The organism is Paraburkholderia sp. GW821-FHT02A12 (assembly GCF_059422005.1).
Genome location: NZ_JBWKWA010000001.1, coordinates 3,328,753 through 3,353,622, shown reverse-complemented (window position 1 = coordinate 3,353,622; position 24,870 = coordinate 3,328,753). Strand labels below are relative to the sequence as shown.

17 protein-coding genes and 1 pseudogene are annotated in these 24,870 nt (G+C 64.1%); 8 read left to right on the top strand and 10 right to left on the bottom strand.

The annotated features are described in order from the left end of the window. Positions 1-9 precede the first annotated feature (9 nt). From iolD to AC07WT_RS15195, 5 genes are all read right to left on the bottom strand, one after another. Positions 10-1,965 (bottom strand): 3D-(3,5/4)-trihydroxycyclohexane-1,2-dione acylhydrolase (decyclizing), encoded by a 1,956-nt coding sequence (iolD, locus tag AC07WT_RS15215; protein WP_494947621.1) that lies wholly within the window; start codon positions 1,963-1,965, stop codon positions 10-12. Beyond that, on the bottom strand, positions 1,962-4,016 hold the full coding sequence (locus AC07WT_RS15210) for a bifunctional 5-dehydro-2-deoxygluconokinase/5-dehydro-2-deoxyphosphogluconate aldolase (RefSeq protein ID WP_494947620.1): 2,055 nt from the start codon (positions 4,014-4,016) through the stop codon (positions 1,962-1,964). Before AC07WT_RS15210 ends, iolD begins: the two co-directional genes overlap by 4 nt. Before the next feature lie 65 nt (positions 4,017-4,081). Beyond that, positions 4,082-4,924 carry an ATP-binding cassette domain-containing protein gene (locus AC07WT_RS15205; RefSeq protein ID WP_494947619.1) on the bottom strand — a complete coding sequence of 281 codons (843 nt, stop codon included), beginning with the start codon at positions 4,922-4,924 and terminating at the stop codon, positions 4,082-4,084. Positions 4,925-4,937: 13 nt separating this feature from the next. After that, positions 4,938-6,107 carry an ABC transporter permease gene (locus AC07WT_RS15200; RefSeq protein ID WP_492590842.1) on the bottom strand — a complete coding sequence of 390 codons (1,170 nt, stop codon included), beginning with the start codon at positions 6,105-6,107 and terminating at the stop codon, positions 4,938-4,940. A gap of 177 nt (positions 6,108-6,284) precedes the next feature. Continuing rightward, the gene (locus tag AC07WT_RS15195) at positions 6,285-7,331 is read right to left on the bottom strand and encodes a sugar ABC transporter substrate-binding protein (protein WP_494947618.1); all 1,047 of its coding nucleotides are present in this window, start codon (positions 7,329-7,331) and stop codon (positions 6,285-6,287) included. Between the two features lie 273 nt (positions 7,332-7,604). Here AC07WT_RS15195 and AC07WT_RS15190 point away from each other — a divergent pair, with 273 nt between their 5' ends. The 4 genes from AC07WT_RS15190 to AC07WT_RS15175 all read left to right on the top strand — a co-directional run bounded on the left by AC07WT_RS15190 (position 7,605) and on the right by AC07WT_RS15175 (position 10,921). Beyond that, entirely contained in the window at positions 7,605-8,486 is an 882-nt protein-coding gene (locus AC07WT_RS15190) for a MurR/RpiR family transcriptional regulator (protein WP_492590840.1), read from the top strand. Continuing rightward, positions 8,479-9,501 carry an inositol 2-dehydrogenase gene (iolG, locus tag AC07WT_RS15185; protein WP_494947617.1) on the top strand — a complete coding sequence of 341 codons (1,023 nt, stop codon included), beginning with the start codon at positions 8,479-8,481 and terminating at the stop codon, positions 9,499-9,501. The genes AC07WT_RS15190 and iolG overlap by 8 nt, the downstream gene beginning before the upstream one ends. Next, positions 9,501-10,529, top strand: coding sequence for a Gfo/Idh/MocA family oxidoreductase (locus AC07WT_RS15180; protein WP_494947616.1), 1,029 nt, complete (start codon positions 9,501-9,503; stop codon positions 10,527-10,529). The genes iolG and AC07WT_RS15180 overlap by 1 nt, the downstream gene beginning before the upstream one ends. A 164-nt stretch (positions 10,530-10,693) precedes the next feature. After that, complete coding sequence (locus AC07WT_RS15175) at positions 10,694-10,921, top strand: sulfurtransferase TusA family protein (RefSeq protein ID WP_115102597.1); 228 nt, start codon at positions 10,694-10,696, stop codon at positions 10,919-10,921. Between the two features lie 146 nt (positions 10,922-11,067). Here AC07WT_RS15175 and galU read toward each other — a convergent pair whose 3' ends face one another. Together galU and AC07WT_RS15165 are read right to left on the bottom strand one after the other, a co-directional pair. After that, positions 11,068-11,949, bottom strand: coding sequence for a UTP--glucose-1-phosphate uridylyltransferase GalU (gene galU, locus AC07WT_RS15170; RefSeq protein WP_494947615.1), 882 nt, complete (start codon positions 11,947-11,949; stop codon positions 11,068-11,070). A gap of 73 nt (positions 11,950-12,022) precedes the next feature. Further along, positions 12,023-14,902 carry a valine--tRNA ligase gene (locus tag AC07WT_RS15165; protein WP_494947614.1) on the bottom strand — a complete coding sequence of 960 codons (2,880 nt, stop codon included), beginning with the start codon at positions 14,900-14,902 and terminating at the stop codon, positions 12,023-12,025. A gap of 291 nt (positions 14,903-15,193) precedes the next feature. Between AC07WT_RS15165 and AC07WT_RS15160 the strand changes: the two genes are divergently transcribed. Both AC07WT_RS15160 and AC07WT_RS15155 read left to right on the top strand, forming a co-directional pair. Continuing rightward, positions 15,194-17,560 carry a UvrD-helicase domain-containing protein gene (locus tag AC07WT_RS15160; RefSeq protein WP_492590835.1) on the top strand — a complete coding sequence of 789 codons (2,367 nt, stop codon included), beginning with the start codon at positions 15,194-15,196 and terminating at the stop codon, positions 17,558-17,560. Next, complete coding sequence (locus tag AC07WT_RS15155) at positions 17,557-18,375, top strand: 5'-methylthioadenosine/adenosylhomocysteine nucleosidase (protein WP_494947613.1); 819 nt, start codon at positions 17,557-17,559, stop codon at positions 18,373-18,375. Before AC07WT_RS15160 ends, AC07WT_RS15155 begins: the two co-directional genes overlap by 4 nt. A gap of 60 nt (positions 18,376-18,435) precedes the next feature. Here the strand turns inward: AC07WT_RS15155 and AC07WT_RS15150 are convergent. Together AC07WT_RS15150 and AC07WT_RS15145 are read right to left on the bottom strand one after the other, a co-directional pair. Beyond that, positions 18,436-18,525: pseudogene (locus tag AC07WT_RS15150) on the bottom strand (acetyl-coenzyme A synthetase N-terminal domain-containing protein); the annotation flags it as partial. 146 nt (positions 18,526-18,671) lie between these two features. Continuing rightward, positions 18,672-19,940 carry an MFS transporter gene (locus tag AC07WT_RS15145; RefSeq protein ID WP_492590833.1) on the bottom strand — a complete coding sequence of 423 codons (1,269 nt, stop codon included), beginning with the start codon at positions 19,938-19,940 and terminating at the stop codon, positions 18,672-18,674. A 488-nt stretch (positions 19,941-20,428) separates the two neighbouring features. Between AC07WT_RS15145 and AC07WT_RS15140 the strand changes: the two genes are divergently transcribed. Both AC07WT_RS15140 and AC07WT_RS15135 read left to right on the top strand, forming a co-directional pair. Next, entirely contained in the window at positions 20,429-22,105 is a 1,677-nt protein-coding gene (locus AC07WT_RS15140) for a methyl-accepting chemotaxis protein (RefSeq protein WP_494947612.1), read from the top strand. 18 nt (positions 22,106-22,123) lie between these two features. Next, the gene (locus AC07WT_RS15135; protein ID WP_494947611.1) at positions 22,124-22,744 is read left to right on the top strand and encodes a DUF924 family protein; all 621 of its coding nucleotides are present in this window, start codon (positions 22,124-22,126) and stop codon (positions 22,742-22,744) included. Between the two features lie 18 nt (positions 22,745-22,762). On the opposite strand, the gene AC07WT_RS15130 is transcribed toward AC07WT_RS15135, so the two are convergent. Further along, positions 22,763-24,778 carry an ArnT family glycosyltransferase gene (locus AC07WT_RS15130; protein WP_494947610.1) on the bottom strand — a complete coding sequence of 672 codons (2,016 nt, stop codon included), beginning with the start codon at positions 24,776-24,778 and terminating at the stop codon, positions 22,763-22,765. Positions 24,779-24,870 lie beyond the last annotated feature (92 nt).

Below are 24,870 nucleotides of genomic sequence, written 5' to 3'. Positions count from 1 at the left end.
CGGGCGTCCTCATTCGTGGTCGGTGGAGCCGGCCGGCTCGGCGCGCGCGGCGAGTTGCGCGTCGTATTTCGCACGCGCGGCGCGCACGGCGTCGCGCGGCGACACTTCGGGTACAGCGACTTCCCACCACCAGCCGCCGTCGTCGGTGGTCCGGGCGGGGTCGGTGTCGATGCTGATGACGTACGTGCGGTCGGCGGCGCGCGCGCGTTGCAGCGCGCTTTCGAGTTCGGCGACATTCGCGACGTGCTCGGCGTGCGCACCGAGCGAACGCGCATGTGCGGCGAAGTCGATGCTGGGCGCGCCAAGCGGGCCTTGCATGCAATCGTCGAGCAGGTTGTTGAACGGCGCGCCGCCGCACGCCTGCTGCAAGCGGTTGATACAGCCGTAGCCGCGATTGTCGAGCACCACGACGATCAGCTTCGCGCCGAGCATCACCGAGGTCGCGATCTCGCTGTTCATCATCAGATAGCTGCCGTCGCCGAGCATCACAATCACTTCACGCGCGGGCCGGGCGAGCTTCACGCCGAGGCCGCCGGCGATCTCGTAGCCCATGCACGAGTAGCCATACTCGACGTGATACGCGCCGGGCTTGCCGGCCCGCCACAGCTTGTGCAACTCGGCGGGCAAGGTTCCCGCAGCGCACACGACGATGTCGTCGACGGCGGACTGCGCGCTCGAACGCTGCACCGCGCCGATCACATCGCCTTCGTAGGGCAGCACGGTGTCGCGTTGCGGCGCATGCGTGAGCGTGCTCACCGTGTCGCGCCAGCCCGCCGCGAGTTTGTGCGCGCGCGCGGTCCATGCGCGATCCGCGTGCCAGCCTTGCAGATGCGCGGCGAGCGCATCCAGCGCGAGACGCGCGTCGGCTTCGACCGCCAGCGCGCGATGCTTGAGGCCGTCGAATGGATTGGCGTTGATGCCGATCACGTCGGCCTGCGTGAACAGTGTGTTCGAGCCGGTGGTGAAGTCCTGCAAACGTGTGCCGATCGCGAGCACACAATCGGCGTCGTGCGCGAGCGCGTTCGCGGCGGGCGAGCCGGTCACGCCCAACGCGCCGGCGTTCAGCGGATCGTTCCACGCGAGCGAGCCTTTGCCGGCCTGCGTCTCCGCTACCGGAATGCCGTGCGCGCCGGCGAAGCGGTGCAGCGCATCGGTCGCGCGGCCATACAGAACGCCGCCGCCCGCGACGATCAACGGCCGCCTGGCGTGCTGCAGACGCGTGAGAGCCGCTTCGATATCTTCGGCGCGCGGCGCGGGGGCATGAAACGTGACGACGCGCGGCGCAAAGAAATCCGCCGGGAAGTCCCATGCCTGCGCCTGCACGTCTTGCGGCAACGCGAGCGTGACGGGGCCGCATAACGCGGCGTCGGTCAATACACGCACGGCGCGCGGTAACGCGTTGAGCAACTGCGCGGGATGCACGATGCGGTCGAAGTAGCGCGACACCGGTTTGAACGCATCGTTGGCGGAGATGCCGCCGTCGTGGAAATCCTCGACTTGCTGCAACACCGGATCGGGCGCGCGCGAAATGAACACGTCGCCGGGCAACAGCAATACGGGCAGACGATTCACATGCGCGAGCGCCGCTGCTGTCACCAGATTCGTCGCGCCCGGTCCGATCGACGTCGTGACCGCCATCATGCGGCGCCTGAAATGCGCTTTCGCATAGGCGATCGCGCTATGCGCCATCGCCTGTTCGTTGTGGGCGCGCAGCGTGGGCAGTTCGTCGCGATGCTGATACAAGGCTTCGCCGATGCCGGCCACATTGCCGTGGCCGAAGATCGCGAATACGCCGCCAAAGAGCGGCTCGGTGCCGCTGCCGTCTTCGGTCGCGACGCGAAGCGCGGCGAGATAGCGAACGAGCGCCTGCGCGGTCGTCAGACGGACCGTTCCGCCCAACGGCGCGCGCGTCTGGACGGCGTCGTTGGCGGACGCCGCATCGTGATGCAACACGCGTTGGTTCATGCCGCCTGCTCCTGATGAAGGTGGCTCGATGCGCTATGCGGTGTGGCCGCCGTGCCGCGGGTCGCGCGCCACGACGCGATCAGCGTTTCGAACGTGCGGCGCACGCGCGCGATCAATTCGTCGTCGCCGATCTCGCCGGCCAGCCACGCATGGCTCGGTTCGTGGAAGATCGTGCGGCCGACCGTAAAGCCGCGGCACGTCGCCGATTGAGCCGCCGCGCGGAAGCCCTCGTTCAGCTGCTCGACGGCCGCCGACAGACCAAGCAGCACCACGCCCCGGCAATACGGATCGCGTTCGGCGATCAGCGCATCGACAGCTTGCCATTGCACGGCGTCCATCGGTTCGAGCTTCCACCACTCCGGATAGATCCCGATGTTGTAGAGCCGCTTCAACGCGCGATAGACGATGTCCGGCGTTTGCGGCAGATGCGCGTGCTTCGGCGGAATCACTTCGAGCAGCAATTCATGGCCGCTCGCTTGCGTGGCGTCGTAGAGTGCGCGCAGTTGCGCTTCCTGCTCGAGACGCTGTTCGACGGGTTCGTCCGGATGGTATTGCACGAGGCACTTGGCGATGTGCTCCTGCGGCCACGCGATCAACGAGGTGCCGATCGAGCGGCCGTGATCGAACACCAGCGGCACGGAGCCGGGCAATTCGACCGGGCGGCCGATCCACCAGCCGCGGCCTGTCGCAGCGTTCAAGGCATCCTGGCCGTAGCGGTCATCGATCAACACGCCGATGCGGCCTTGCAAACCTAGTGCGCTTTCGGTTTGCGCGACGGCTTCGACGAACAGTCCCTTCAGTTGCGCGATACGCGCTTCGTCAGCGCCGGTCTGCTGCGCGAGTTCGAAGAACTGGTTGCGGTGATCGAACGCGAAGCCGAGCACTTCGTCCCATTGCTTGCGGGCAGGGGAGACGCGATGCAGGCGCGCGAGCGTCGCGTCGCGATCCGGACGGCGCATGCGCTGCGGATCGGCTTTCGCTTCGCGCAGGAAGTAATCGAGCTCGGCGGGCGTCGGCATCGCCGGGGCGCAGCCGTGACGCGACACGACCAGTGCGCCGCTCGCGTTCGCTGCACGCGCACATGCGTCGAGTGGTTGATCGCGCAACCATCCGGAGAGAAAGCCTGACGCAAACGCATCGCCCGCGCCGAGCACGTTCAGCACTTCCACTTCCACGCCGCCGTGAATCGGCGCGTCGTCGAGCGTTGCGGGCACGCTGCCGTCGATGATCTGGCAGCCCAACGGTCCGCGCTTCACGACCAGCGTGGCCGGCGTCACGGCGCGCACCATCGCGAGCGCTTCGATCAGCTCGGTCTTGCCGCCGGCGATGCGGAATTCCTCCTCGGTGCCGATCACCAGATCGAAGAGCGGCAGAATGCGCTGCAAATGCGCGGTCACGCCTTCGTCGGCGACAAAGCGGGTTTCGCCGTCCGCTTTGCCCGTGAGGCCCCACAACACCGGACGGTAATCGATATCGAGCACGGTGCGCACCTGGTTGCGTCGCGCGTAGTCCAGCGCGCGACGACTCGTGCGGTTCACCCGTTCGGTGGAGAAATGCGTGCCGGTGATCAACAGCGCTTTCGACGACGCGATGAACGTCTCGTCGAAATCCGCTTCATCGACGGCCATGTCCGCACAGTTCTCGCGATAGAAGATCAGCGGGAACGTATCGCGGTCTTTCAGGCCGAGCAGCACCAAAGCGGTCAGACGCTCCTGATCGATGCGCACGTGACTGACGTCGCAACCTTCCCTGGTGAGCGTCTCGGTGAGAAAGCGGCCCATGTGATCGTTGCCGACGCGCGTCAGCATCGCCGACGCGAGGCCGAGCCGCGCGCAGCCGAACGCGATATTCGCCGACGAACCGCCGAGGTACTTCGCGAAGCTCGACACGTCTTCGAGACGTGCGCCCACTTGCTGCGCGTACAGATCGACGGCGAGCCGGCCGAGGCAGACGATGTCGCGGCTGCGGCCCGGCGCGAAGCGGCTGGCGCCGGCCGCGCCTGAACCGGCCTTGCCTGAACCGGCCGTGCTGGAGGTGCTGGAATGAGCCATGAATGTTCCTGAATAGCTGGGCGCGGCAGCAGGCGCGGCAAGCGCCCGCAACACGCGCAAATGAATCAGATCGTTGCGCCGTCGAGTTCGCCGATCATCTTCTGCATCTCGGCGCCGCCGGCCATCATGTCGAGCACTTCGTCCTTGCTGATGGTGTCCTTCGTGAAGGTGCCGAGCGATTTGCCGCGATTGAGCAGCGTGAACGAATCGCCGATCGGATACGCGTGGTGCACGTTGTGCGTGATGAAAATCACCGAGATGCCTTTCGCACGCGCCGTATGGATCAGCTTCAGCACGTTGAAGCTCTGCTTGACGCCGAGCGCGGCGGTCGGCTCGTCGAGAATCAGCACGCGCGCGCCGAAGTGAATCGCCCGCGCGATCGCGAGACATTGCTTCTCGCCGCCGGACATCGTGCCGACCGGCTGATGCGGGTCGCGCACGTTGATGCCCATTTCGGCGAGCTTGTCGCGTGCGGTGGTGGCGCTGGTTTCGAGGTCCATCACGCTCAGGAAACCGAACAGCTTTTTCTGCGGCTCGCGTCCCATGAAGAAATTGCGCGCCACGGATAGCAACGGCACCAGCGCAAGATCCTGGTAGACGGTGGCGATGCCGAGATCGAGCGCGTCTTTCGGCGACTCGAACGACACGGGCTTGCCGTCGACCAGATATTGACCGGAAGAGGGCTGATGCACGCCGGCGAGCGTCTTGATCAGCGTCGATTTACCCGCGCCGTTGTCGCCGAGCAGGCAATGCACTTCGCCGCGTTTCAGGCGCAAGGTCACGCCGCTCAGGGCGATCACCTTGCCGAAGTACTTGCTGACGTTTTCGAGCGCGAGGATCACGTCCTCCTGCGGCGCGCTAGCGGTGTTCGCAGTGCTCGCCGTGCTCACGGTATTCGTATCGGACATGTTCGTCTCCTCGTTACGATTGCGCGACGCGGCGGCGCACATAGTGATTGAACAGCACGGCGATCAGCAGCATCACGCCGAGGAACACGCGGAACCAGTCGGAGTCGACGTTCGTGTAGGTAATGCCGATCTGTACGACGCCGAAGATCAGCGCGCCGAAGCAGGCGCCGATCACCGAGCCGTAGCCGCCGGTCAGCAGCGTGCCGCCGATCACTGCCGCAATGATGGCCTCGAATTCGGCTTGCAGCCCCCGGTCGGCCGCGGCCGAGCCGATATCGCACACTTGCAGCACGGCGAACAGGCACGCGCAGAACGCGGTCAGCACGAACAGCGAGATCTTCACGCGCCGCACCGGCACGCCGACGTTCTTCGCCGCATTGGCGTCGCCGCCGACCGCGAAAATCCAGTTGCCGAAGCGGGTTTTGGCGAGCGTGAACGCGCAGACCGCGGCCAGCGCGAACCACCAGAGCAGGACTTTCGGAATGCCCGGCACGAGCGGGTTGCCGTTGTCGAGCAGCTTGACGATACCGATGTGGCCGAGCCAGACGAACAGGCCCTTGAACGCGACGCCCTGGAAGAGCGTATGAGCGAACCAGTCGTGAGCGGCAACGTCGCCCACGCCGGAGATGATCGTGCGGTCGGCGAACATCACCGAGAGCGCCAGCGTGAGCCCGCGCAAAATGAACAGAAACGCCAGTGTGACGATGAACGACGGCAGCCGCGTGCGCATTACGAGGTAGCCGTTGAGCGCGCCGAGCAGCATTGAACCTGCGAACGCAAAGACGATCGACAACGCGATCGGCCAATGGAAGTACATCGTGGGCAACGCAACCATCATGCCCGCAAAGCCGATCATCGAGCCGATCGACAGATCGAATTCGCCGGCGATCATCAGCAGGCACGCGCCCACCGAAATCAGGCCGAGATACGCGGCCACCTGCGACCAGTTCATCACGCCGTCGAGGTTGAACATGCCGGAGTTGCCGGCCGCAAACCCGAACACGAGGAACACCATCACCGTGCCCGCGAGCGCTGCGAATTCCGGGCGGTTCAGCAGATGCCTGAACCAGGATTCCTCACGGACACGCTCGTCGGGCGCCGCGGCTGCACCGCTCGACGTCGAAGCTGTTTCGGAAGGGGGCTGCTTGCGCGAATGGATGTGGAAGGGGTTGGCTACGCCCATTGAAGCTCTCCTTGATGCGCCGGTGAGTGGCTGTCTATGACGGACCGTGGCGCTTGATGCCTATAAAAGCACGTAAAACATGGCGAATGCAGGCGTGGAGCGGCGCGGCCGGCCGCATCCACTTTCTTCATACTTGCCGGAACGGTTCTCCCGTGTCCGTCCTCCCTGCGCAATACGTCAGCGGTACTGCCCGGCGTATTTCACGACCTTGTCGATGTTGGCCTTGGTGATGAAGCCCGGGCCGGAGCCGATATTGCGCGGCCCATAAGCGGGCGCCAGGCCGTAAGTGGCGAGACGTTGCTGGAACTTCGGATTCGCCTGCAGGATCTGGCGGATCTTCGCTGGATCCGTGGTGTGTTCCTTCTTCACGACGGCGAGCACGGCGACCGGGATATAGCCTTGCAGGTAGGGTTGCTGGTCGATTGCGAACTGGATCGTGCCGTCCTGGATGCCCTTGGCGATGTCATTGTCGAAGTCGAAAGTCGCGAACCAGACCTTGCCGGCGAGGCCCATCTGCTGCAGCGCCTTGATCGTCGGTGCCGCCGACAGCGGGCCGAGGGTGAGTACCGCCTGGGTGTTCGGGTGATTGCGCAGGTACGCGCTCACCTTGGATTGCACGCCGGTCGGATCCTGGCCGGCGTCAAGCGTGGAGGTCTTGAAGTCGACGCCGATCGCTTCGGCAAAGCCGCGGCAGCGTTCGAACGAAGCCGGGTTGGTCGCGTAATGGTTGACGCACAGGAACGACTTGATGCCCGCGGCCTTCGCCTTTTCGCCGGCGGCTTTGCCCGCGGCGTATTCAGGCTGGCCGACGTGCATGATTGCGCCGAGCTGCGCGCTTTGCTCTTCCGTGCCGGAGTTGATCGTGACGACCGGGATGTGTTTCTGAGTGACCTTGGCGATCGAGCTCTTGAGCACGTCGTAGTCGGCGATCGAGACGACCACGCCGTCGTAGTTGCGCGCGGCGGCCTGTTCGACGAGGCGCGCCATGTCGGCGATGTCGCCGTTCGGCGGATTGCGGTAGTCGGTCTCGACGTTGAAGTCTTCGTCGGCCTGTTTGATGGCGTTCTTGATGGTGTTCCACCACGAATCCGAATCCGGCGCGTGGCTGACCAGCACGAAGTGGCCGTCAGCCGCGCGAGCGGCCGACGCCGCACCGAATCCCGCCGCCAACGTCAATGCCGTTACCAGAATCCTGAGCGTAGCCTTGCCATTGCAAAGTCTCATTGTCTCCACCTTTCTCGGTCTGTCGTTATTGAAGGAGCGTCTGGCGGGCTTTCCATCTGCACATGTACCGGCACATGTTCGCCGAAGCACCATCGCTCACGACCAAGATTAGGTCATCTTTCGAGGTGTTGCAATGAAAATTTCATGACAAATAAAAATGGAAAATACATTCCATTTGATGCGGCGCCTGCCTATAATCGGCAGCGTCAACACGCCGTGCGGCGGGCCTGCAACGGCTCTGCGGCACCGCAATAGAGCCACGAAGAGAGAGCCATGGCGCAAGAGAGCACCGAAGAATTGCCGAGCGTCGAGGAATTGATGCAGCGCATCGCGGAAAACTACCAAGCGTTGCCGCGTCAGTTGAAGAGCGTCGCAACGTATATCGAGCAGCATCGCGCGAGCGTGATGGTGGATCGCACCAGCGATATCGCCGCGAGCTGCGGCGTGCATCCATCGGCGGTGGTGCGCTTCGCGCAACGCTTCGGTTTCTCCGGGTTCTCCGATTTGCAGGCGGTGTTTCGTCAGGCGTATACGGGGCAGGGCACGTCGTCGCCGAGTTATCAGCAGAGAATTCGCAAGCTGATCGACGAGAAGCCCGGCGCGTTGTCCGGCGGCTCGGTGGCGCGCGAATTCATCGCGGCTTCGCGTGGCGGTCTCGAAGAACTCGAGGCCGGTCTCGACGACACGCAGTTCGACGCCGCGGTGAAGATGCTGCAACAGGCCGAGAACATCTACGTGATCGGCGTGCGGCGCTCTTTTCCGGTGGCGAGCTACATCGTCTACGCGTTGCAGCACACGCCCAAGCGCGTGCATCTGGTGTCGGGTTTCGGCGGCATGTATCGCGAGCAGATCCGCAGCGTCAAGAAGGGCGACGTGGTGATCGCGATCAGCTTCGCGCCTTATGGCAAGGAAACACAGTACTGCTTGCGCGTGGCGCACCATCATCAGGCGAAGACGCTGGTGATTACCGATAGCCAGCTGTCGCCGCTCGCGCGCTATGCAACCACCCAACTGTATGTGAAAGAGGGCAGCGCGTTTGCGTTCCGCTCGCTGACCAGCACGATCTGTTTGTGCCAGGCGTTGTTCATTGCGCTCGCGTACAAGCTCGAATTGAACGTAGAAGAATCCAAAGACACTGGAGGATACGATGACTGAAACGGCAGGCGGCAAGACGATCGATGTGGCGGTGTTCGGCGCGGGGCGCATCGGCAGGATTCACGCGGCGAATCTTGCGCGGCAACCGGGCGTGCGGCTCAAGTATGTGGTCGACGTGAATCGGGAGGCGGCTGCGGCGCTCGCCGCCGAACATGGCGCGCAGGTTGCGGATATCGACGGCGCGATGGGCGATGCGTCGATCGGTGCAACGGTGATCTGTTCGAGCACGGACACGCACGCGGATCTGATCATGCAATCCGCTGCGCAGAAGAAGCATGTGTTCTGCGAGAAACCGGTGGACCTGACGTTGGAGCGCGCGCGTGCGTGCGCCGAAGCAGTCGAGCGCGCGGGCGTGGCGTGCATGATCGGTTTCCAGCGCCGTTTCGATCCGACGTTCTCCGCATTGAAAGCGCGCGTCGACGCAGGCGAGATCGGCACGCCGGAAATGCTGGTGGTGACGAGCCGCGATCCGGGCGCGCCGCCGGTCGAATACATCAGGCATTCGGGCGGCATCTTCAAGGACATGCTGATTCACGACTTCGACATCTTCCGCTGGATTCTCGACGACGAAGCCGACACGCTGCACGCCACCGGCAGTTGTTTGAGCGACCCGGCGATTGCCGAGGCGGGCGATATCGATTCGACCGCGGTGACGATCCGCACGAAGCGTGGCCGCCTGTGCCAGATCAATACGGCGCGCCGCGCGGCGTATGGTTACGATCAGCGCTTCGAAGTGCTCGGCAGCGCGGGCATGTTGCAGGCAGGCAATGTGCGGCCCACCGAAGTCGTCGCGTATTCGAAAACCGAGGTGTCGAGCGACGTGCCCGAAGCATTTTTCCTCGAACGCTATCGCGCGGCGTATGCACTGGAAATCGCCCATTTCTTCGATGCGATTACGCACGGCAAGCCGGTTCGCACGACCGTCGCCGACGGCCTGAAAGCGCTCGAACTGGCCGACGCCGCCACGCGCTCGTGGCGCGAAGGACGTGCGGTGAAACTCGGCGAGGTGTCGTGATGACGGCGGCTAGCGGACGGCTTCGGTTGGGCGTGGTCGGTTTGGGGCGTCTGGGCAAGCGCCACGCGGAGAATCTGGCGTATCGCGTACCGGGCGCAGCGCTCGTGGCCGCGTGCAGTCCGGTTGAAGAGGAACGGGCCTGGGCGCGCGACACGTTGCCCGAGCCGCGTCTCTACGCCGATTACGCGGACCTGCTCGCCGATCGCGAGGTGGATGCGGTGTGGCTCGTCACGCCTTCGTCGTTGCACGCGCAACAGATCGTCGATGCGCTGCGCGCCGGCAAACACGTGTTCTGCGAGAAACCGTTGTCGCTGGATCTTGCCGAGTGCGAACGCGTGCTGGCCGAAGCCGCGCGCTATCCGCATCTGCAGGCGACCATCGGCTTCATGCGCCGTTTCGATCCGAGCTACAAGGACGCGTTCGACAAGATCGAGGCGGGCGCGATTGGCCGGCCTTTCCTGGTCCGCTCGCAGACCACCGACAAGAACGACACCGATGGTTTCTTCGTGCGTTTCGCGGCGACCTCCGGCGGCATCTTTCTCGACTGCACCGTGCACGATATCGACGTGGCCCGCTGGCTGCTCGGCAGACCGCGCGCCAAACGCGTGTTCGCGACGGGCACGGTCGCGTTGCACGAAGGCTTGCGCGAATTCGGCGACGTGGATAACGGCGTGGCGATCTGCGAGTTCGAGGACGGCAAGCTCGCGATGTTCTACGCGTCGCGCACGCAAGCGCACGGCAACGATACGCATAGCGAAGTGATCGGCACGGCCGGGGCGTTGGCGATCGGGCACAACCCGCGTGCAAATCGCGTCGAGATTTATGACGCGAGCGGGATTCGCAATGAGTGCACGCCGAGTTTCTTCGATCGATTCGAGGATGCGTTTCTGCATGAGGCGCGTGCGTTCGTCGCGGCGGTGCAGGGCGGAGGACAGAGCGGCGCGACGCTCGCCGATGCGCTCGAGGCTACGCGGATCGGGATGGCGATGCGGGCGTCGCTGCAAAGCGGTGAGGCGGTGGTGCTGTGATGTTTGCCGCGTGGCACCACCGCGGCACCACAAAAACGAAAACCGTCATCCTGCTGCGTCATCCTGCTGTCACGCCCAGCGGCCAACCAATCCCTGCGGTAGAATTTGACCCTCTGTCCGGCGTCGTGCGCGACGCCTCATCCCGAGGGGCATCGTCGATGCAAATTCAGATTCACAAGGAAGTCGATGCGCGCGGGCTGATGTGCCCGCTGCCCATTTTGCGCGCCAAGAAGGCGCTCGCCGACATGGAAAGCGGCCAGATTCTCAAGGTGCTGGCCACCGATCCGGGCTCGCAACGCGATTTCGCCGCGTTCGCGAAGCAAACCGGCAATGAAATCGTCGAAAGCTCGGCGCAAGACAAGATTTTTACGTTCTTGATGCGCCGACGTTAATGCGGCCGCCGACTCAACAGCACTGAGTGGCGCAAAACCAAAACCGTCTGGCGCCCAAATCAAAAGGCGCTGTGCCCGCGAATGCGCGGCACAGCGCCTTTTTTACTTCGTGCCGGGGTCAGACACGCATCCCGGCGAGTCGCCGTTCAGCCTTCCAGCACCGGCGAACGCGTACGCAGATACTCTTCGAAATCCGCGGCCACTTCCGGGTGGCGCAGCGCGAATTCCACCGTCGCCTTCAGGTAGCCGAGCTTGCTGCCGCAGTCGAAACGCGTGCCGTGGTACTTGTACGCGAGCACCTGTTCGTCGGCGAGCAGCGACTGGATCGCGTCCGTCAGCTGCAATTCGCCACCCGCGCCCGGCTTCAGCGCGCGCAGATGTTCGAAGATCCGCGGCTTCAGCACATAGCGGCCCACCACGCCGAGATTCGACGGCGCCACCTCCGGCTCCGGCTTTTCGACGATGCCTGACATCTTGATGATCGAGTCTTCCCACTCCTTGCCGTCGACGATGCCGTACGACTTCGTGTCCGCGGCCGGGATCTCTTCGACACCGATCACCGAGCTGTGATAGTGGTCGAACACCTCGATCATCTGCGTCATCACGGGCGGCGTGCCATACAGCAGGTCGTCCGCGAGGATCACGGCGAACGGGTTGTCGCCCACCAGTTTTTCGGCGCACATCACCGCATGGCCGAGGCCGAGCGCTTCCGGCTGGCGCACGTAGAAGCAATCCACATGGCTCGGCTTGATGCTGCGCACCAGTTCCAGCAGCTTGTCCTTGCCGCGCGCTTCCAGTTCCGCCTCGATTTCGTATGACTTATCGAAGTGGTCTTCGATCGCGCGCTTGCTGCGGCCCGTGACGAAGATCATTTCGGTAATGCCGGCCGCCATCGCCTCTTCCACTGCATACTGGATCAGCGGCTTGTCGACGATCGGCAGCATCTCCTTCGGGCTTGCCTTCGTGGCAGGGAGAAACCGGGTGCCGAGACCTGCTACCGGAAATACCGCCTTTGTAACTTTTAGCATGTGAGTACCCTGAGTCCTCTGGTTTAGCTTCGGGTTCGCGCCCACCCGCGAGGGGCGGACACGAAGCCTTCGATCATGCCGGCAAGCGCGCCAGTTGAGCTTTCAGCTTGCCGATAGTGGTTGCATATTCTGCCAGCCTTTTCTGCTCCTGCTCAACGACTGCGGGCGGCGCCTTTGCTACAAAGCTTTCATTTTGCAATTTGGCATTGCATTTGGTGACTTCCGTGGCAAGCCGCGCAATCTCCTTCGACAGACGCTCGCGCTCGACGGCCACGTCGATCTCCACCTTCAACACCAGCTTGTCGCTCCCTACGATAGCAATTGGCGCGCCATCCGCCTGCGCATCCAGCGTCGCCTCGTCGGCGATGATCTGCACTTCCGACAAACGGGCCAGCGCCTGAGCGTACGGCGCGAAGGTGCGCAAGCGCTCGGCGTTGCCGGTCGCGAGCAGCGGCACCTTGGTCGCCGGCGACAGATTCATCTCGCCGCGCAGATTCCGGCACGCATCGATGACTGCCTTCAGGTCCGCCACCCATTGCTCCGCGTTCTCGTCGAGCTTCGACGGCTCCGCAACGGGGTAGGGCTGAACCATGATGGACGCTTCGCCCTCCGCCTTGCCCTGCGGATAACGATCGGCCAGCGGCGCTACTTTTTGCCACAACGCCTCGGTGATGAACGGAATCACCGGATGCGCGAGGCGCAATACGGCTTCGAGCACGCGCAGCAGCGTGCGGCGCGTGGCGCGCTGCTGGTTCGGCTGACCCGTCTGGATCTGCACCTTGGCGAGTTCAAGGTACCAGTCACAGTATTCGTCCCACACGAACTTGTATAGGGCGTTGGCCACATTGTCGAAGCGATAGTCGGCGAAACCCTTGGCGACTTCCGCTTCCACGCGTTGCAGGTGCGAGACGATCCAGCGGTCGGCCGACGAGAAATTCAGGTGGCCGTCCGGGCCGCATTCGCCGCATTGCTCCGGCTTGCCGAAACCGCAGTCGTGGCCTTCGCAGTTCATCAGCACGAAGCGCGTGGCATTCCACAGCTTGTTGCAGAAGTTGCGATAGCCTTCGCAGCGCGCCAGATCGAAGTTGACGTTGCGGCCGAGCGTGGCCATCGACGCCATCGTGAAGCGCAGCGCGTCGGTGCCGAAGGCCGGAATGCCGTCCGGGAATTCCTTGCGGGTTTTCTTTTCGATCGACGCGGCCTGCTTCGGATTCATCAGACCGGTGGTGCGCTTGGCGACCAGCGAGTCGAGATCGATGCCGTCGACGATATCGATCGGGTCGAGCGTATTGCCCTTGCTCTTCGACATCTTCTGGCCTTCGGCGTCGCGCACGAGGCCGTGCACGTAGACCGTATCGAACGGCACCTTGCCGGTGAAGTGCGTGGTCATCATGACCATGCGCGCGACCCAGAAAAAGATGATGTCGAAGCCCGTGACCAGCACCGACGACGGCAGGAAGTGCTTCAGCTCCTTCGTCTCGTTCGGCCAGCCGAGCGACGAGAACGGCACCAGCGCCGAGGAGAACCACGTGTCGAGCACGTCTTCGTCGCGCTTCAAGGCGCCCGTGTAGCCGGCCGCGGCGGCCTTGGCGCGGACGTCCTCTTCCGTTTTGGCAACGAAGATTTCACCGTTTTCGCCGTACCACGCCGGGATCTGATGGCCCCACCAGAGCTGGCGCGAGATGCACCAGTCCTGGATGTTTTCGAGCCATTGATAGTAGGTCGTGGTCCAGTTTTCCGGCACGAATTTGATTTCGCCGCTGCGGACCACGTCCAATGCCGTTTCCGCGATCGACTTGCCCGGATTGAAGGTGCCTTCCGGCGCCGGCTTGCTCATCGCGACGAACCATTGGTCCGTGAGCATCGGCTCGATCACGACGCCGGTGCGGTCGCCGCGCGGCACCATCAGCTTGTGCGGCTTGACCGACTCGAGCAGGCCGAGCGCTTCGAGGTCGGCCACGACTTGCTTGCGCGCTTCGAAACGGTCCAGACCGCGGTATTTTTCCGGCGCGTTGTCGTTGATCTTCGCGTCGAGCGTGAGGATTTCGATTTGCGGCAGCTTGTGGCGCAGGCCGACCTGATAGTCGTTGAAGTCGTGCGCGGGCGTGACTTTCACGACGCCGGTGCCGAATTCGCGGTCGACGTAGTCGTCGGCGATGATCGGGATTTCGCGGCCGGTGAGCGGCAGCCTGATCGTTTTGCCGATCAGGTGCGCGTAGCGTTCGTCTTCCGGATGGACCATGGCGGCGGTGTCGCCGAGCATGGTTTCCGGCCGCGTGGTGGCGACCGTCAGATGGCCGGAGCCGTCCGCGAGCGGGTAGTGGATATGCCAGAGGTGGCCGTTTTCTTCTTCGCTGACCACTTCGAGGTCCGAGACGGCGGTGAGCAGCACCGGGTCCCAGTTCACGAGGCGTTTGCCGCGATAGATCAGACCCTGCTCATACAGGCGTACGAAGACGTCGCGCACGGCGGCCGACATTTTGTCGTCCATCGTGAAGTATTCGCGCGACCAGTCGATCGACGCACCGAGGCGGCGCACCTGATTCGTGATGGTCGAGCCGGATTGCTGCTTCCAGTCCCAGACGCGTTCGGTGAATTTTTCGCGGCCGAGGTCGTGGCGCGAAATGCCCTGGGCGTCAAGTTGGCGCTCGACCACGATTTGCGTGGCGATGCCCGCATGGTCCGTGCCCGGCACCCACAGGGTGTTTTCGCCGAGCATGCGGTGATAGCGGGTGAGGCCGTCCATGATCGTCTGATTGAACGCATGGCCCATGTGAAGGGTGCCCGTGACGTTCGGCGGCGGCAGTTGAATCGAGAAGTTTTTCTTGTTCTCGTTGAAGGAGGGCGCCGCGTAGGCGCGCTTTTCCCATTCGGGGCCCCAGTGGGCTTCGATGGTGTGGGGCTCGAAGCTTTTGGCAAGCATGGAGGTGGTGTCGCTCGGGGTCTCGCTCATTTGTCGATCTGCTGAAAGATGCAAAGAATGCTCGATTATAAGCGGCGGGGTAGGCAGGCGACCGCGACGCCGGCTTTTGGCTGGATTTTTTGCGTTGGGCGGCGGCAATGCGGTTTTGCCTGCGGCGCACAGAAAGAAGGCCGCCGCGCAAGGAAAATGAGCACAAAGTCCGGCTTCGCGAGCGAACCGCCATGCCGCCGCGCAAGGCGGAAGAACCGGCAGAAGAACCAAAAAAACCCCAGCCGCCCAGGGGCATATAATGTCGAACGCACTTGCCGTCCCTCCAGAAAAATGCCCGATCTGCTAGCCAATCTAAACCCCGAACAACACGCCGCGGTCACGCTCCCAAACGAGCCGGCGCTCATCCTCGCCGGCGCGGGCAGCGGCAAAACCCGTGTCCTGATCACGCGCATCGCGTGGCTCATCCAGCATGGGCTAGCATCGCCCGCGACCATCCTGGCGGTGACTTTCACGAACAAAGCCGCCCGCGAAATGATGTCGCGCCTCTCGGCGCTCCTGCCGATCGACACACGAGGCATGTGGATCGGCACCTTCCACGGTCTGTGCAACCGCATGCTGCGCGCACATCATCGCGACGCCGGCTTGCCGGCCACCTTCCAGATTCTCGATACCGCGGACCAGCTCTCCGCGATCAAGCGTTTGATGAAGGGCCTCAACATCGACGACGAAAAGTACCCGGCGAAAAATCTCCAGTACTTCATCAACAACGCCAAGGAACAAGGCCTGCGTCCGAAAGACGTCGACGCCACCGACAACTTCAACCGCAAATTCGTCGAACTCTACGAAGCCTACGACCAGCAATGCCAGCGCGAAGGCGTCGTCGATTTTCCGGAGCTGCTGCTGCGCTGCTATGAGCTGCTCGCGCACAACCCGCCGCTGCGCGCCCACTATCAGGCGCGCTTCCGCCACATTCTGGTCGACGAGTTCCAGGACACCAACAAGCTGCAATACGCGTGGCTCAAGCTGCTTGCGGGACAGACGAATTCGATCTTCGCGGTCGGCGACGACGATCAGTCGATCTACGCATTCCGCGGCGCGAACGTCGGCAACATGCGCGACTTCGAACACGAGTTCAAGGTCCGCCATCTGATCAAGCTCGAGCAGAACTACCGCTCGCATGGCCATATTCTCGATGCGGCCAATCAGCTGATCGCCAACAACTCGCGCCGTCTGGGCAAGAATCTGCGTACCGATGCCGGTCACGGCGAACCGGTGCGCGTCTATGAATCCGCCACCGATTCGCAGGAAGCCGGCTGGATCGTCGAGGAAATCAAGGCGCTGATCAGCACGGGCACGTCGCGCAGCGAAATCGCGATCCTGTACCGCAGCAACGCGCAGTCGCGCACGATCGAACACACGCTGGTAAATGCGGGCATCGCGTATCGCGTGTACGGCGGTCTGCGCTTTTTCGAGCGTCAGGAAGTCAAGCACGCGCTCGCATATCTGCGCCTGATCGACAATCCGAACGACGACACCGCGTTCGCGCGCGTCGTCAATTTCCCCACGCGCGGCATTGGCGCGCGGTCGATCGAGCAACTCGCGGACGCGGCGCGTCCCTACAACTGCTCGATGGCCGCGGCGATTCCATATGTCGCGGGCAAGGCGGGTTCGAGCCTCGCCGGTTTCGCGAACCTGATCGGCAAGATGCGCGCGGAAACGCAGCAGATGAGCCTGCCGGAAACGGTCGAATACGTGGTCCGCACGAGCGGGCTCGCGGAGTTCTATCAGAACGAGCGCGAAGGCCAGGACCGGCTGGAGAACTTGCAGGAACTGGTCAACGCGGCCGCTGCGTTCGTCAGCGAAGAAGGCTACGGCATCGATACGCCGGCGCGTTCGATCCCGTTGCGCCCGGGCGCCACCGCGGCGCCGGAACTGGCGGTCGCCACCGACGATCCGAATACCGTCGTGCTGGATGCGCCCGGCATGGCCGATCCGGCGCAAAACCCGGACACGATGACGCCGCTCGCCGGATTTTTGTCGCACGCCTCGCTCGAAGCGGGCGACAACCAGGCGCAAGCCGGTCAGGAAGCCGTGCAGCTGATGACGGTGCACGCGGCCAAGGGCCTGGAATTCACCGCGGTGTTCATCACCGGTCTCGAAGAGGGGTTGTTCCCGCACGAGAACAGCGCGATGGAATCGGACGGTCTGGAGGAAGAGCGCCGTCTGATGTACGTGGCGATCACGCGGGCCAAGGAGCGTTTGTATCTGTCGTTCGCGCAGAGCCGGATGCTGCACGGCCAGACGCGCTACAACATTCGCTCGCGCTTCTTCGACGAACTGCCGCAGGAAACCCTCAAGTGGCTCACGCCGAAGGTCGAGGCGGGCGCGCGTTGGGGCGGCCGGTCGGATAACGCCGGTTATGGGCGCGACTGGTTCGCGCGGCCGGATCGTCAGCAGGGCTATACGGGCGGGTCGTCGACGTCGACCTCGGCGCCGCTGCCGGCCTTTGCCAACGAACAGCGCGCCGCGGAAACCGGTTTTCGCGTCGGCCAGCAGGTGTTTCACACGAAGTTCGGCGAAGGCACGATCACCGCGCTCGAAGGCGGCGGCACCGACGCCAAGGCGCAAGTCAAATTCAAGCGGCACGGCGAGAAGTGGCTGGCGCTCGCGGTCGCCAAACTGCAGGCGGTGGAATGAGTTCAGCTGGTGTGAATACCGACGTCAATACCGCCCATAGCGGCGCTCCTGTTGCGCACCGTCCGCTCGGCATTCTCGCGGCTCTGCCGCAGGAATTGGGCGATCTGATCGAAGCGATGCGCGGCGAATCCGGGGTGCGCACCATCACGCACGGCCAGCGCGACTATCACCTCGGCACCGTGCACGGCGCGCCGTGCGTCGTGACGCTCGCGCGGGTCGGCAAGGTTGCGGCGGCGGCAACCGTCAGCGCGCTGATACATGAGTTCGATGTCGAGGCGGTCGTGTTCACGGGCGTCGCGGGCGGCGTAGGGACCGAAGTGCGGATCGGCGATATCGTCGTCGCGAATGCGCTGCTGCAGCACGATCTCGACGCAACACCGCTGTTTCCGCGCTTTGAAGTGCCTCTGCTCGGCATGTCCCGTTTTGCCGCCGATGCGGCGCTCGCCGCGCAACTCGCTGCCGCGTGCGAGCGCTTTGTCGCCGAAGAAGGCGCGGCGTCGGCGGCGCGCTTTGGCACGCGCGAACCGCGGGTGCATCGCGGGCTGATCATCAGCGGCGATCAGTTCGTCGCCAGCGCGGTGGCCCTCAAGGCCTTGCGCGATGCGTTGCCCGATGCGCTGGCCGTTGAGATGGAAGGCGCGGCGATCGCGCAGGTCTGCCACGAATACGGCGTGCCGTGCGCGATCGTGCGGACCATTTCCGATACCGCGGACGATCATGCGCCGCAGTCGTTCGTGTCGTTTCTGACGGAGATCGCCGGGACGTATTCGAATGCGATCCTGCGGCGCTTTCTGGAGGCGCGTCGCGCGGATTGAGCGTCGGCGTGCGCGTGTCACGCCATCACGCGCCATCACGCGGCACGATGCCGGCGCGCGCGTCTCCCAATGAATCCGCTGCGCCTGGTCGCGCCAGAAGTCTTCGGGGTTCTCGATCGAACGGCGGCGGAAGTCGCGGTAGCTTGGCATCGGCGGCGATCCTTCTGCTGCGAGAGCGGAGAGCGGAGATCGGAGAGCGGAGAGCGGAGAGCGGAGAGCGGAGAGCGGAGAGCGGAGAGCGGCGGGCGGCGGGCGGGTCATACGCCCGGGTGATGCGGCGCAGATGAAGCGGCCCGTCACGCTTTCGCGCGCTTGCCTTCGAGATCCGGCAGAAACACCGTCAACACGCCGATCAGCGGCAGGAACGAACAGACCTTGTACACATAAGCGATGCTGGTGACGTCGGCCAACTGGCCGAGCACGGCTGCGCCGATTCCGCCCAGGCCGAACGCGAAACCGAAGAACAGGCCCGCGACCATCCCCACCTTGCCGGGGATCAGTTCCTGCGCGTAGACCAGAATTGCCGAGAACGCCGAGGCCAGCACCACGCCGATGATCACGGTCAGCACGCCGGTCCAGAACAGGTTGGCGTACGGCAGCAGCAGCGTGAACGGCGCGATGCCGAGAATCGACACCCAGATCACATACTTGCGGCCGATCTTGTCGCCGACCGGACCGCCGATCACCGTGCCCGCCGCCACCGCCGCGAGGAACACGAACAGATGGACCTGCGCGGCCTGCACCGGCAGATGGAACCTGTCGATCAGATAGAAGGTGAAGTAGCTGTTGATGCTGGCGAGGTAGAAGTACTTCGAGAACACCAGCAGGATCAGAATGCCCATCGCGAACATGACCTTGTTGCGCGACAGCGTCGCGTGGCCGGCCTGGCTGCGCGCCTTCCTGACCGACGGATGCTGCTTGTACCAGCGGCCGATCTGCGTGAGCACGACGATCGCGACCAGCGCCGCCACCGAAAACCACGCAATGCTGCGCTGGCCGTGCGGAATCACGATCAATGCGGCGAGCAGCGGCCCGAGCGACGAGCCCGCATTGCCGCCCACCTGGAACAGGGATTGCGCGAGACCGTGACGGCCGCCCGAGGCCATCCGCGCCACCCGCGACGACTCCGGATGGAACACCGACGAGCCGCAGCCCACCAGCGCCGCCGCGACCAGCAGCACGCCGAAGTTCGGCGCGACCGACATCAGCAGCAGGCCGGCGAGCGTGAAACCCATGCCGACCGGCAGCGAATACGGCTTCGGATGCTTGTCGGTATAGATGCCGACGAGCGGTTGCAGCAAAGACGCGGTGATCTGGTAAGTCAGCGTAATCAGGCCGATCTGGCCGAAGGACAAAGCAAAGTTGTCTTTCAGCATCGGGTAGATGGCCAGAATCAGCGACTGGATCATGTCGTTGAGCAGGTGCGAAAAGCTGATCGCACCGAGCACGGAATAGACCGTGCGCTGGACCTTGGCGGCTGGCTGCGCGGCGGCGGTGTGGCCGGAACTGGCGGCGCCGGCTGACGCGCCGGCGAGAGCGCTTCTTTTTTCGAGGCTTGTTTCCATAGGCTGGATGAGAGAGATGAAAAGGGATGGCGGACGAATCAAGGCTGCCGGTGCGTCGTCATTGCTGGTTTTGAGGCCGCGGCATTTCGACGCGGCGTCCGGCGTAAACAGCTATTCGTCCAAGTTTAATGTGGCTCGCACGAATTGTAAGGACAAGTTTTGTCGTGAATCAGACACTTTGGGTGTCGTCAATTCGCCGGGATTGGGAGTGAGCGGCACCACAGCGGTGCTTGTGGGCGAATGTCCTGCCACGCGTCGGCGCGGCTGGCAAGTCGTCCTGAAAATACGGCCTGGGTATTTTTGGCCATGTATAAAACGGTCGCGGGCGCGTGGCTTACGAGGCGGCGCGTCGAGGACCGGGTGACACGCAGTTGGCATGAAGGCGAGCGGCGCTAAAGATCGCAGACGTTCATGCCGTAGACCCGGAGAGATAAGAAGCAATGCCGGAACCGACCTTTCCGGCAGTTCGACACGTGGGGACGAGGAATATGAAAGCAGTTTCGCTGAGTGGCCAGACGGGCGCGGGGTTCGTACCGGAGGGAGAAGCGGCGGGCAAGCCGCAATCGCGTGGGCAGGGTGGCCGGGCGCGTGCCGTACGGCTCAAGGGCCTGTCGGTGAAGGCGACGTTGCGCCTCGCGTTTGCCGTGTTGCTGATCGGCACGCTCGCGATCGGCGTGTTCTCGCTGGCCCAGATCAGCCGGCTGAACGGTTCCGCGCAGTCGATCTACGACCAGGGGCACGTCGCCAGCCGCGCCGCCGAAGAGGCGCGCGGCTACATGCTGCGCGCGAGCCGCGCGCAAAAAATGCTGCTGACCGCGACCACCGCGAAGGAGCGCGACGAACTCGGCGCCGACATCGACAAGGGCCTGAGCGGTCTTGCCGCGCAACTCGGCACGCTGCAACAGTACGTCGACGCTTCCGACGCCACGGCCGTCGATCAGCAGAAGAAATTCGCCGCGGCCGTCGCGACGTGGAGCGCCCATCTGCGCGATTTCGTGACGCTGGTGAAAGCGCAGCCGCTCGATCTGTCGCAGATGAACTGGCAGGTCGGCACGCAGGACGTGTCGTTGCTGGTCGAAACCGGCAAGCTCGAAAAACTCGTCGACGAACTCGTCGCGCAGCGCGGCACGGCGGCGAAGGCCACCATCGAGGCGTCCGGTTTTATCTACCACTCGTCGTTCGTGATGATCGCGGTCATGACGATTGCGCTGATCGTGCTGGCGTTCGGCATCAGCGAATGGGTGGTGCGGCGCCTTGGCGCGCAGCTCGGCGGCGAGCCCGGATACGCGAAGGAGATTGCCAGCCGGATCGCGGCGGGCGATCTGTCGAATCAGATCGTGCTGGGCCGCAAGGACAAGTCGAGCATGCTGCATGCACTGCACGACATGCAGAGCGGCCTCTCGACCACCGTCTCCGATATTGCCGCGAGCGCCGATGCGATTGCGACTGCGTCGGGCGAGATTTCGATGGGCAACCTCGACTTGTCGCAGCGCACCGAGCAACAGGCGATGGCGCTCGAACGGACCGCGAGCAGCATGGAGCAGTTGACGTCGACGGTGCGGCAGAACGCCGACAATGCGAAGCAGGCGAGCACGCTCGCCGATAACGCTTCCGAGATTGCGGAGAAGGGCGGCGCGGTGGTGAGCCGCGTGGTCGTCACGATGAATCAGATCAACGATAGCGCGCGGAGTATTGGCGACATCATTGGCGTGATCGAGGGGATTGCGTTTCAGACCAATATTCTGGCGTTGAACGCGGCGGTCGAGGCTGCGCGGGCGGGTGAAGAGGGACGCGGGTTTTCCGTGGTCGCCGCCGAAGTGCGGAATCTGGCGCAGCGCAGCGCGGCGGCCGCCAAGGAGATCAAGGGGCTGATCAATACCTCGGTCGAGCGGGTGAGTAACGGGTCGACTTTGGCCCAGGACGCCGGGCAGACGATGGACGAAGTTGTCAAAGCCGTGAAGCGCGTCACCGATATCATGGGGGAGATTTCGGCCGCTTCTGCCGAGCAGAGCGCCGGGATCGAAGAGATCAACCTTGCGGTTACGCAGATGGATTCTGGTACGCAGCAGAATGCGGCGCTGGTGGAGCAGGCTACTGCGGCTGCCCGGTCGCTGGACGATCAGGCGCGAGGGTTGAAGTTGATGGTGGGGAAGTTCAGGTTATAAAAACCGGGGCCCCTGCAAATGAAAACCTACGCAACCGCGGCGGACTACGCCGCGCTCGATCCGCAAGCCCGCGCAGCATTGGACTGCTGGTTCGGCGCGCCGAACTCGCCTACCTTCGGCGAGGCGCACAAGCGGTGGTTTTCCCGCGATAAAGCGTTCGACGCGATGCTGCTGGAACGCTTCGGCAAACTGATCGACGCAGCCCGCGATCAGGACGTCCTCGACAGCTGGAAAGAAACTCCCCTCGGCGCAGTGGCGTTGATCATCATCCTCGATCAATTCTCCCGCAACTGTCACCGCAACACGCCTCGCGCTTTCGCCGCCGATCTAAAGGCGCTGCGCGCCGCGCAACACATGATCGCAACCGGCGCCGACCGCTTACTGCCGACCGTGCATCACCGCGCATTCGCCTATCTGCCGTTCGAACACGACGAAACCCTCGCCAGCCAGCACGAATCGCTGCGTCTGTTCAAGCAGCTCGCCACCGAACCAGGCGGCGAGTCCTACTACTCATCCGCGCTCAGACACGCGCAAGTCATCGAACGCTTCGGACGTTTTCCACATCGCAACGCGATACTTGCACGGCCTTCGACCGCCGAAGAAATCGCCTTCCTGCAAGAACCCGGTTCCTCGTTCTGAGCCGATTTGGCCCATGGCTTATCGCTGCGCCGGCGAAGCGCTTGAGTTGCCCCGTGCGACCGGCGCCGGCGTCCGCACGAACACACGCAGCAGTTCGTCGTTGTCGCCCGGACGCGCGCCTGACCAGAACAGGCGCCAATCGCCCGGCGGCGTGCGGGCATCGTTGCGGCGGCTCTGCTCGATCAGCCAGGTGCATGCCGTCGTTTCGGTATTCGTCGTCGGCTGATGCTCGATGCCGGTGTAGTAGTACAGCATCGGCGCTTCCGATTCGCCCAGGCCGTGACTGGCCATGCAATCGCCGTCGTTCCATTTGATATTCATGCGGGCGCCAAGGCTTTCGAACACCGAACGATAACTCTTCCCATAGTCGAGCCACGGCAGCAGCAGCGTGCTCACCAGCCCCCATGCGACGATCGCGCCCGCGCACCAGCTCAGCGCGCCGCGCCATTTGCCGGTGTACTTGAACACCGGCAGCAGCCACAGCCAACCGAGGGTCAGCAGCAGGCCGGCCGCGATCAGGCCGGGTTTGACCGGCATCACCCAGTCGAGCGGCAACCAGCGGCCAAGCCGGTGCAGCGATCCGTGGGCATCGACAGGGCGGCTCATGATCGACCAGACGATCCACGCAAGCGCCGCCACACTGCCGAACAGCACGCGGCTTACCATGTCCCAGCCTGTGTGCAGACGCTGCGGAAGCTTTTCGATACCCTGCATCGCCAGCAGCGCAAGCGGCGCGATGAACGGCAGGATGTACAGTTCACGAATCGTCGCCGAATTTTGCAGCACCGCAAAGCCGGTGCCCGCGAAGATCACGGGCAGCGCGACGCGCGGATCGCGCCAGCGGCGCCACGCACCACCCGCAAGCGCAGTCAATGCAAGCGGCACGACTGGAAAGCCGACGCTCAGCACAGTGCGCAGCACGAACAGATGGCTCTCGTTTTCGGAGCCGAGTTCCGCTACCGAAAAGCCGAAGAAGCGGCCGATGTTGTTGTCCCACAGCCAGATCCTGAAGAGCGCTTCGGAGCGCAGATAGAGGCAGATCGGCCAGATCAGCGCGAACGGCGCGCAGACGAGGGCGGCTATGCCGAGCGCGCCTGCGAAGCTGCGGTTGCGGCAGGCGGGATAGAGCACCAGCACCGCAATGGTGGTCGCGCCGAACACCAGCGGCACGAACAGTCCCTTGGCCAGCAGCGACACGCCGACACCGGCGCCGAACATCGCTGCGGCACTCAGCATGGCGTGGCGCCGGCGGCGTTCGTCGACCGGCAGCAGCCGGGCTTCATCGCGCAGATGCAGCAGCACCAGCTCGAACAGGCCGCAGAACCCGAGCGCGGCGCCGGCCATCAGCGCGACGTCGGTCATCATGTCGTGCACGTGTTTGATGACGACGAGCGTGCTCGCGAACAACGCGAGCGTGCCGATCACGCGCACATCGAGCCAGCGCGACGCGGCGACCGCGCGGCGGGCGACGCGCGCGGTGTAGTAGACGGTCAATCCGGCGAACAGCGCGCTCGCGAGGCGCGCCGCATCGTGCAACGGCAGGTAGCGGCCGAACAGCCAGGCGAGTCCCGCGGCGACCCAGTCGTAGATCGGCGGCTTTTCGACGAAAGGCTGGCCGGCGTTGGTCGGCACGATCAGATCGCCGGTGTCGAGCATGTGCTGGATGATCCCGAACGTGTAAGTCTCGTCCTGTTTCCACGGCTCATGGCCCAAGATGCCGGGCAGGAGCCATGCGCACAGGATCGCGAGCGCGGCGAGCCGCATCAACGGCCGGGTCGCGGTGAGCGCGCGCAGGCGCTGGGCGCCGCGCGAGATGCGCTCGGCGGGGCTCGCGGGGGCCGCCGGTTCCGCGGGCGCGGCGGTCGCAGTCGCCGTTGCCGCAGCGGCGCGGTCCAACGAGCCCGCGTCGCTGTCGGCGACGGACGCCGAAGCAGCGTGCGTGCGCTCCGGCGCAGTGTCGGCAGCCCCTGCCGGCGCCGACGGCGCGGCTGAGGCGTGCCCCGTGCGCCAGCGCGCGGATGGGTTTTCGTGCATGAAGAATCTCTGGTCACCGAACGCGGCGGCGTGGGCCGCGAACTTACGCTTTGACTGTGGTGCGCCGCATGCGGCGGAATAGGTTCCGCCGC

Excerpts from the sequence above, each read along its gene's own strand:
- AC07WT_RS15145 (WP_492590833.1), bottom strand. The coding sequence starts at position 19,940 with ATGGAAACAAGCCTCGAAAAAAGAAGCGCTCTCGCCGGCGCGTCAGCC.
- AC07WT_RS15135 (WP_494947611.1), top strand. The coding sequence starts at position 22,124 with ATGAAAACCTACGCAACCGCGGCGGACTACGCCGCGCTCGATCCGCAA.
- AC07WT_RS15200 (WP_492590842.1), bottom strand. The coding sequence starts at position 6,107 with ATGGGCGTAGCCAACCCCTTCCACATCCATTCGCGCAAGCAGCCCCCT.
- AC07WT_RS15190 (WP_492590840.1), top strand. The coding sequence starts at position 7,605 with ATGGCGCAAGAGAGCACCGAAGAATTGCCGAGCGTCGAGGAATTGATG.
- AC07WT_RS15140 (WP_494947612.1), top strand. The coding sequence starts at position 20,429 with ATGAAAGCAGTTTCGCTGAGTGGCCAGACGGGCGCGGGGTTCGTACCG.
- AC07WT_RS15155 (WP_494947613.1), top strand. The coding sequence starts at position 17,557 with ATGAGTTCAGCTGGTGTGAATACCGACGTCAATACCGCCCATAGCGGC.
- AC07WT_RS15205 (WP_494947619.1), bottom strand. The coding sequence starts at position 4,924 with ATGTCCGATACGAATACCGTGAGCACGGCGAGCACTGCGAACACCGCT.
- AC07WT_RS15180 (WP_494947616.1), top strand. The coding sequence starts at position 9,501 with ATGACGGCGGCTAGCGGACGGCTTCGGTTGGGCGTGGTCGGTTTGGGG.
- AC07WT_RS15210 (WP_494947620.1), bottom strand. The coding sequence starts at position 4,016 with ATGGCTCATTCCAGCACCTCCAGCACGGCCGGTTCAGGCAAGGCCGGT.
- AC07WT_RS15160 (WP_492590835.1), top strand. The coding sequence starts at position 15,194 with ATGCCCGATCTGCTAGCCAATCTAAACCCCGAACAACACGCCGCGGTC.
- AC07WT_RS15165 (WP_494947614.1), bottom strand. The coding sequence starts at position 14,902 with ATGAGCGAGACCCCGAGCGACACCACCTCCATGCTTGCCAAAAGCTTC.
- iolD (WP_494947621.1), bottom strand. The coding sequence starts at position 1,965 with ATGAACCAACGCGTGTTGCATCACGATGCGGCGTCCGCCAACGACGCC.
- iolG (WP_494947617.1), top strand. The coding sequence starts at position 8,479 with ATGACTGAAACGGCAGGCGGCAAGACGATCGATGTGGCGGTGTTCGGC.
- AC07WT_RS15195 (WP_494947618.1), bottom strand. The coding sequence starts at position 7,331 with ATGAGACTTTGCAATGGCAAGGCTACGCTCAGGATTCTGGTAACGGCA.
- galU (WP_494947615.1), bottom strand. The coding sequence starts at position 11,949 with ATGCTAAAAGTTACAAAGGCGGTATTTCCGGTAGCAGGTCTCGGCACC.
- AC07WT_RS15130 (WP_494947610.1), bottom strand. The coding sequence starts at position 24,778 with ATGCACGAAAACCCATCCGCGCGCTGGCGCACGGGGCACGCCTCAGCC.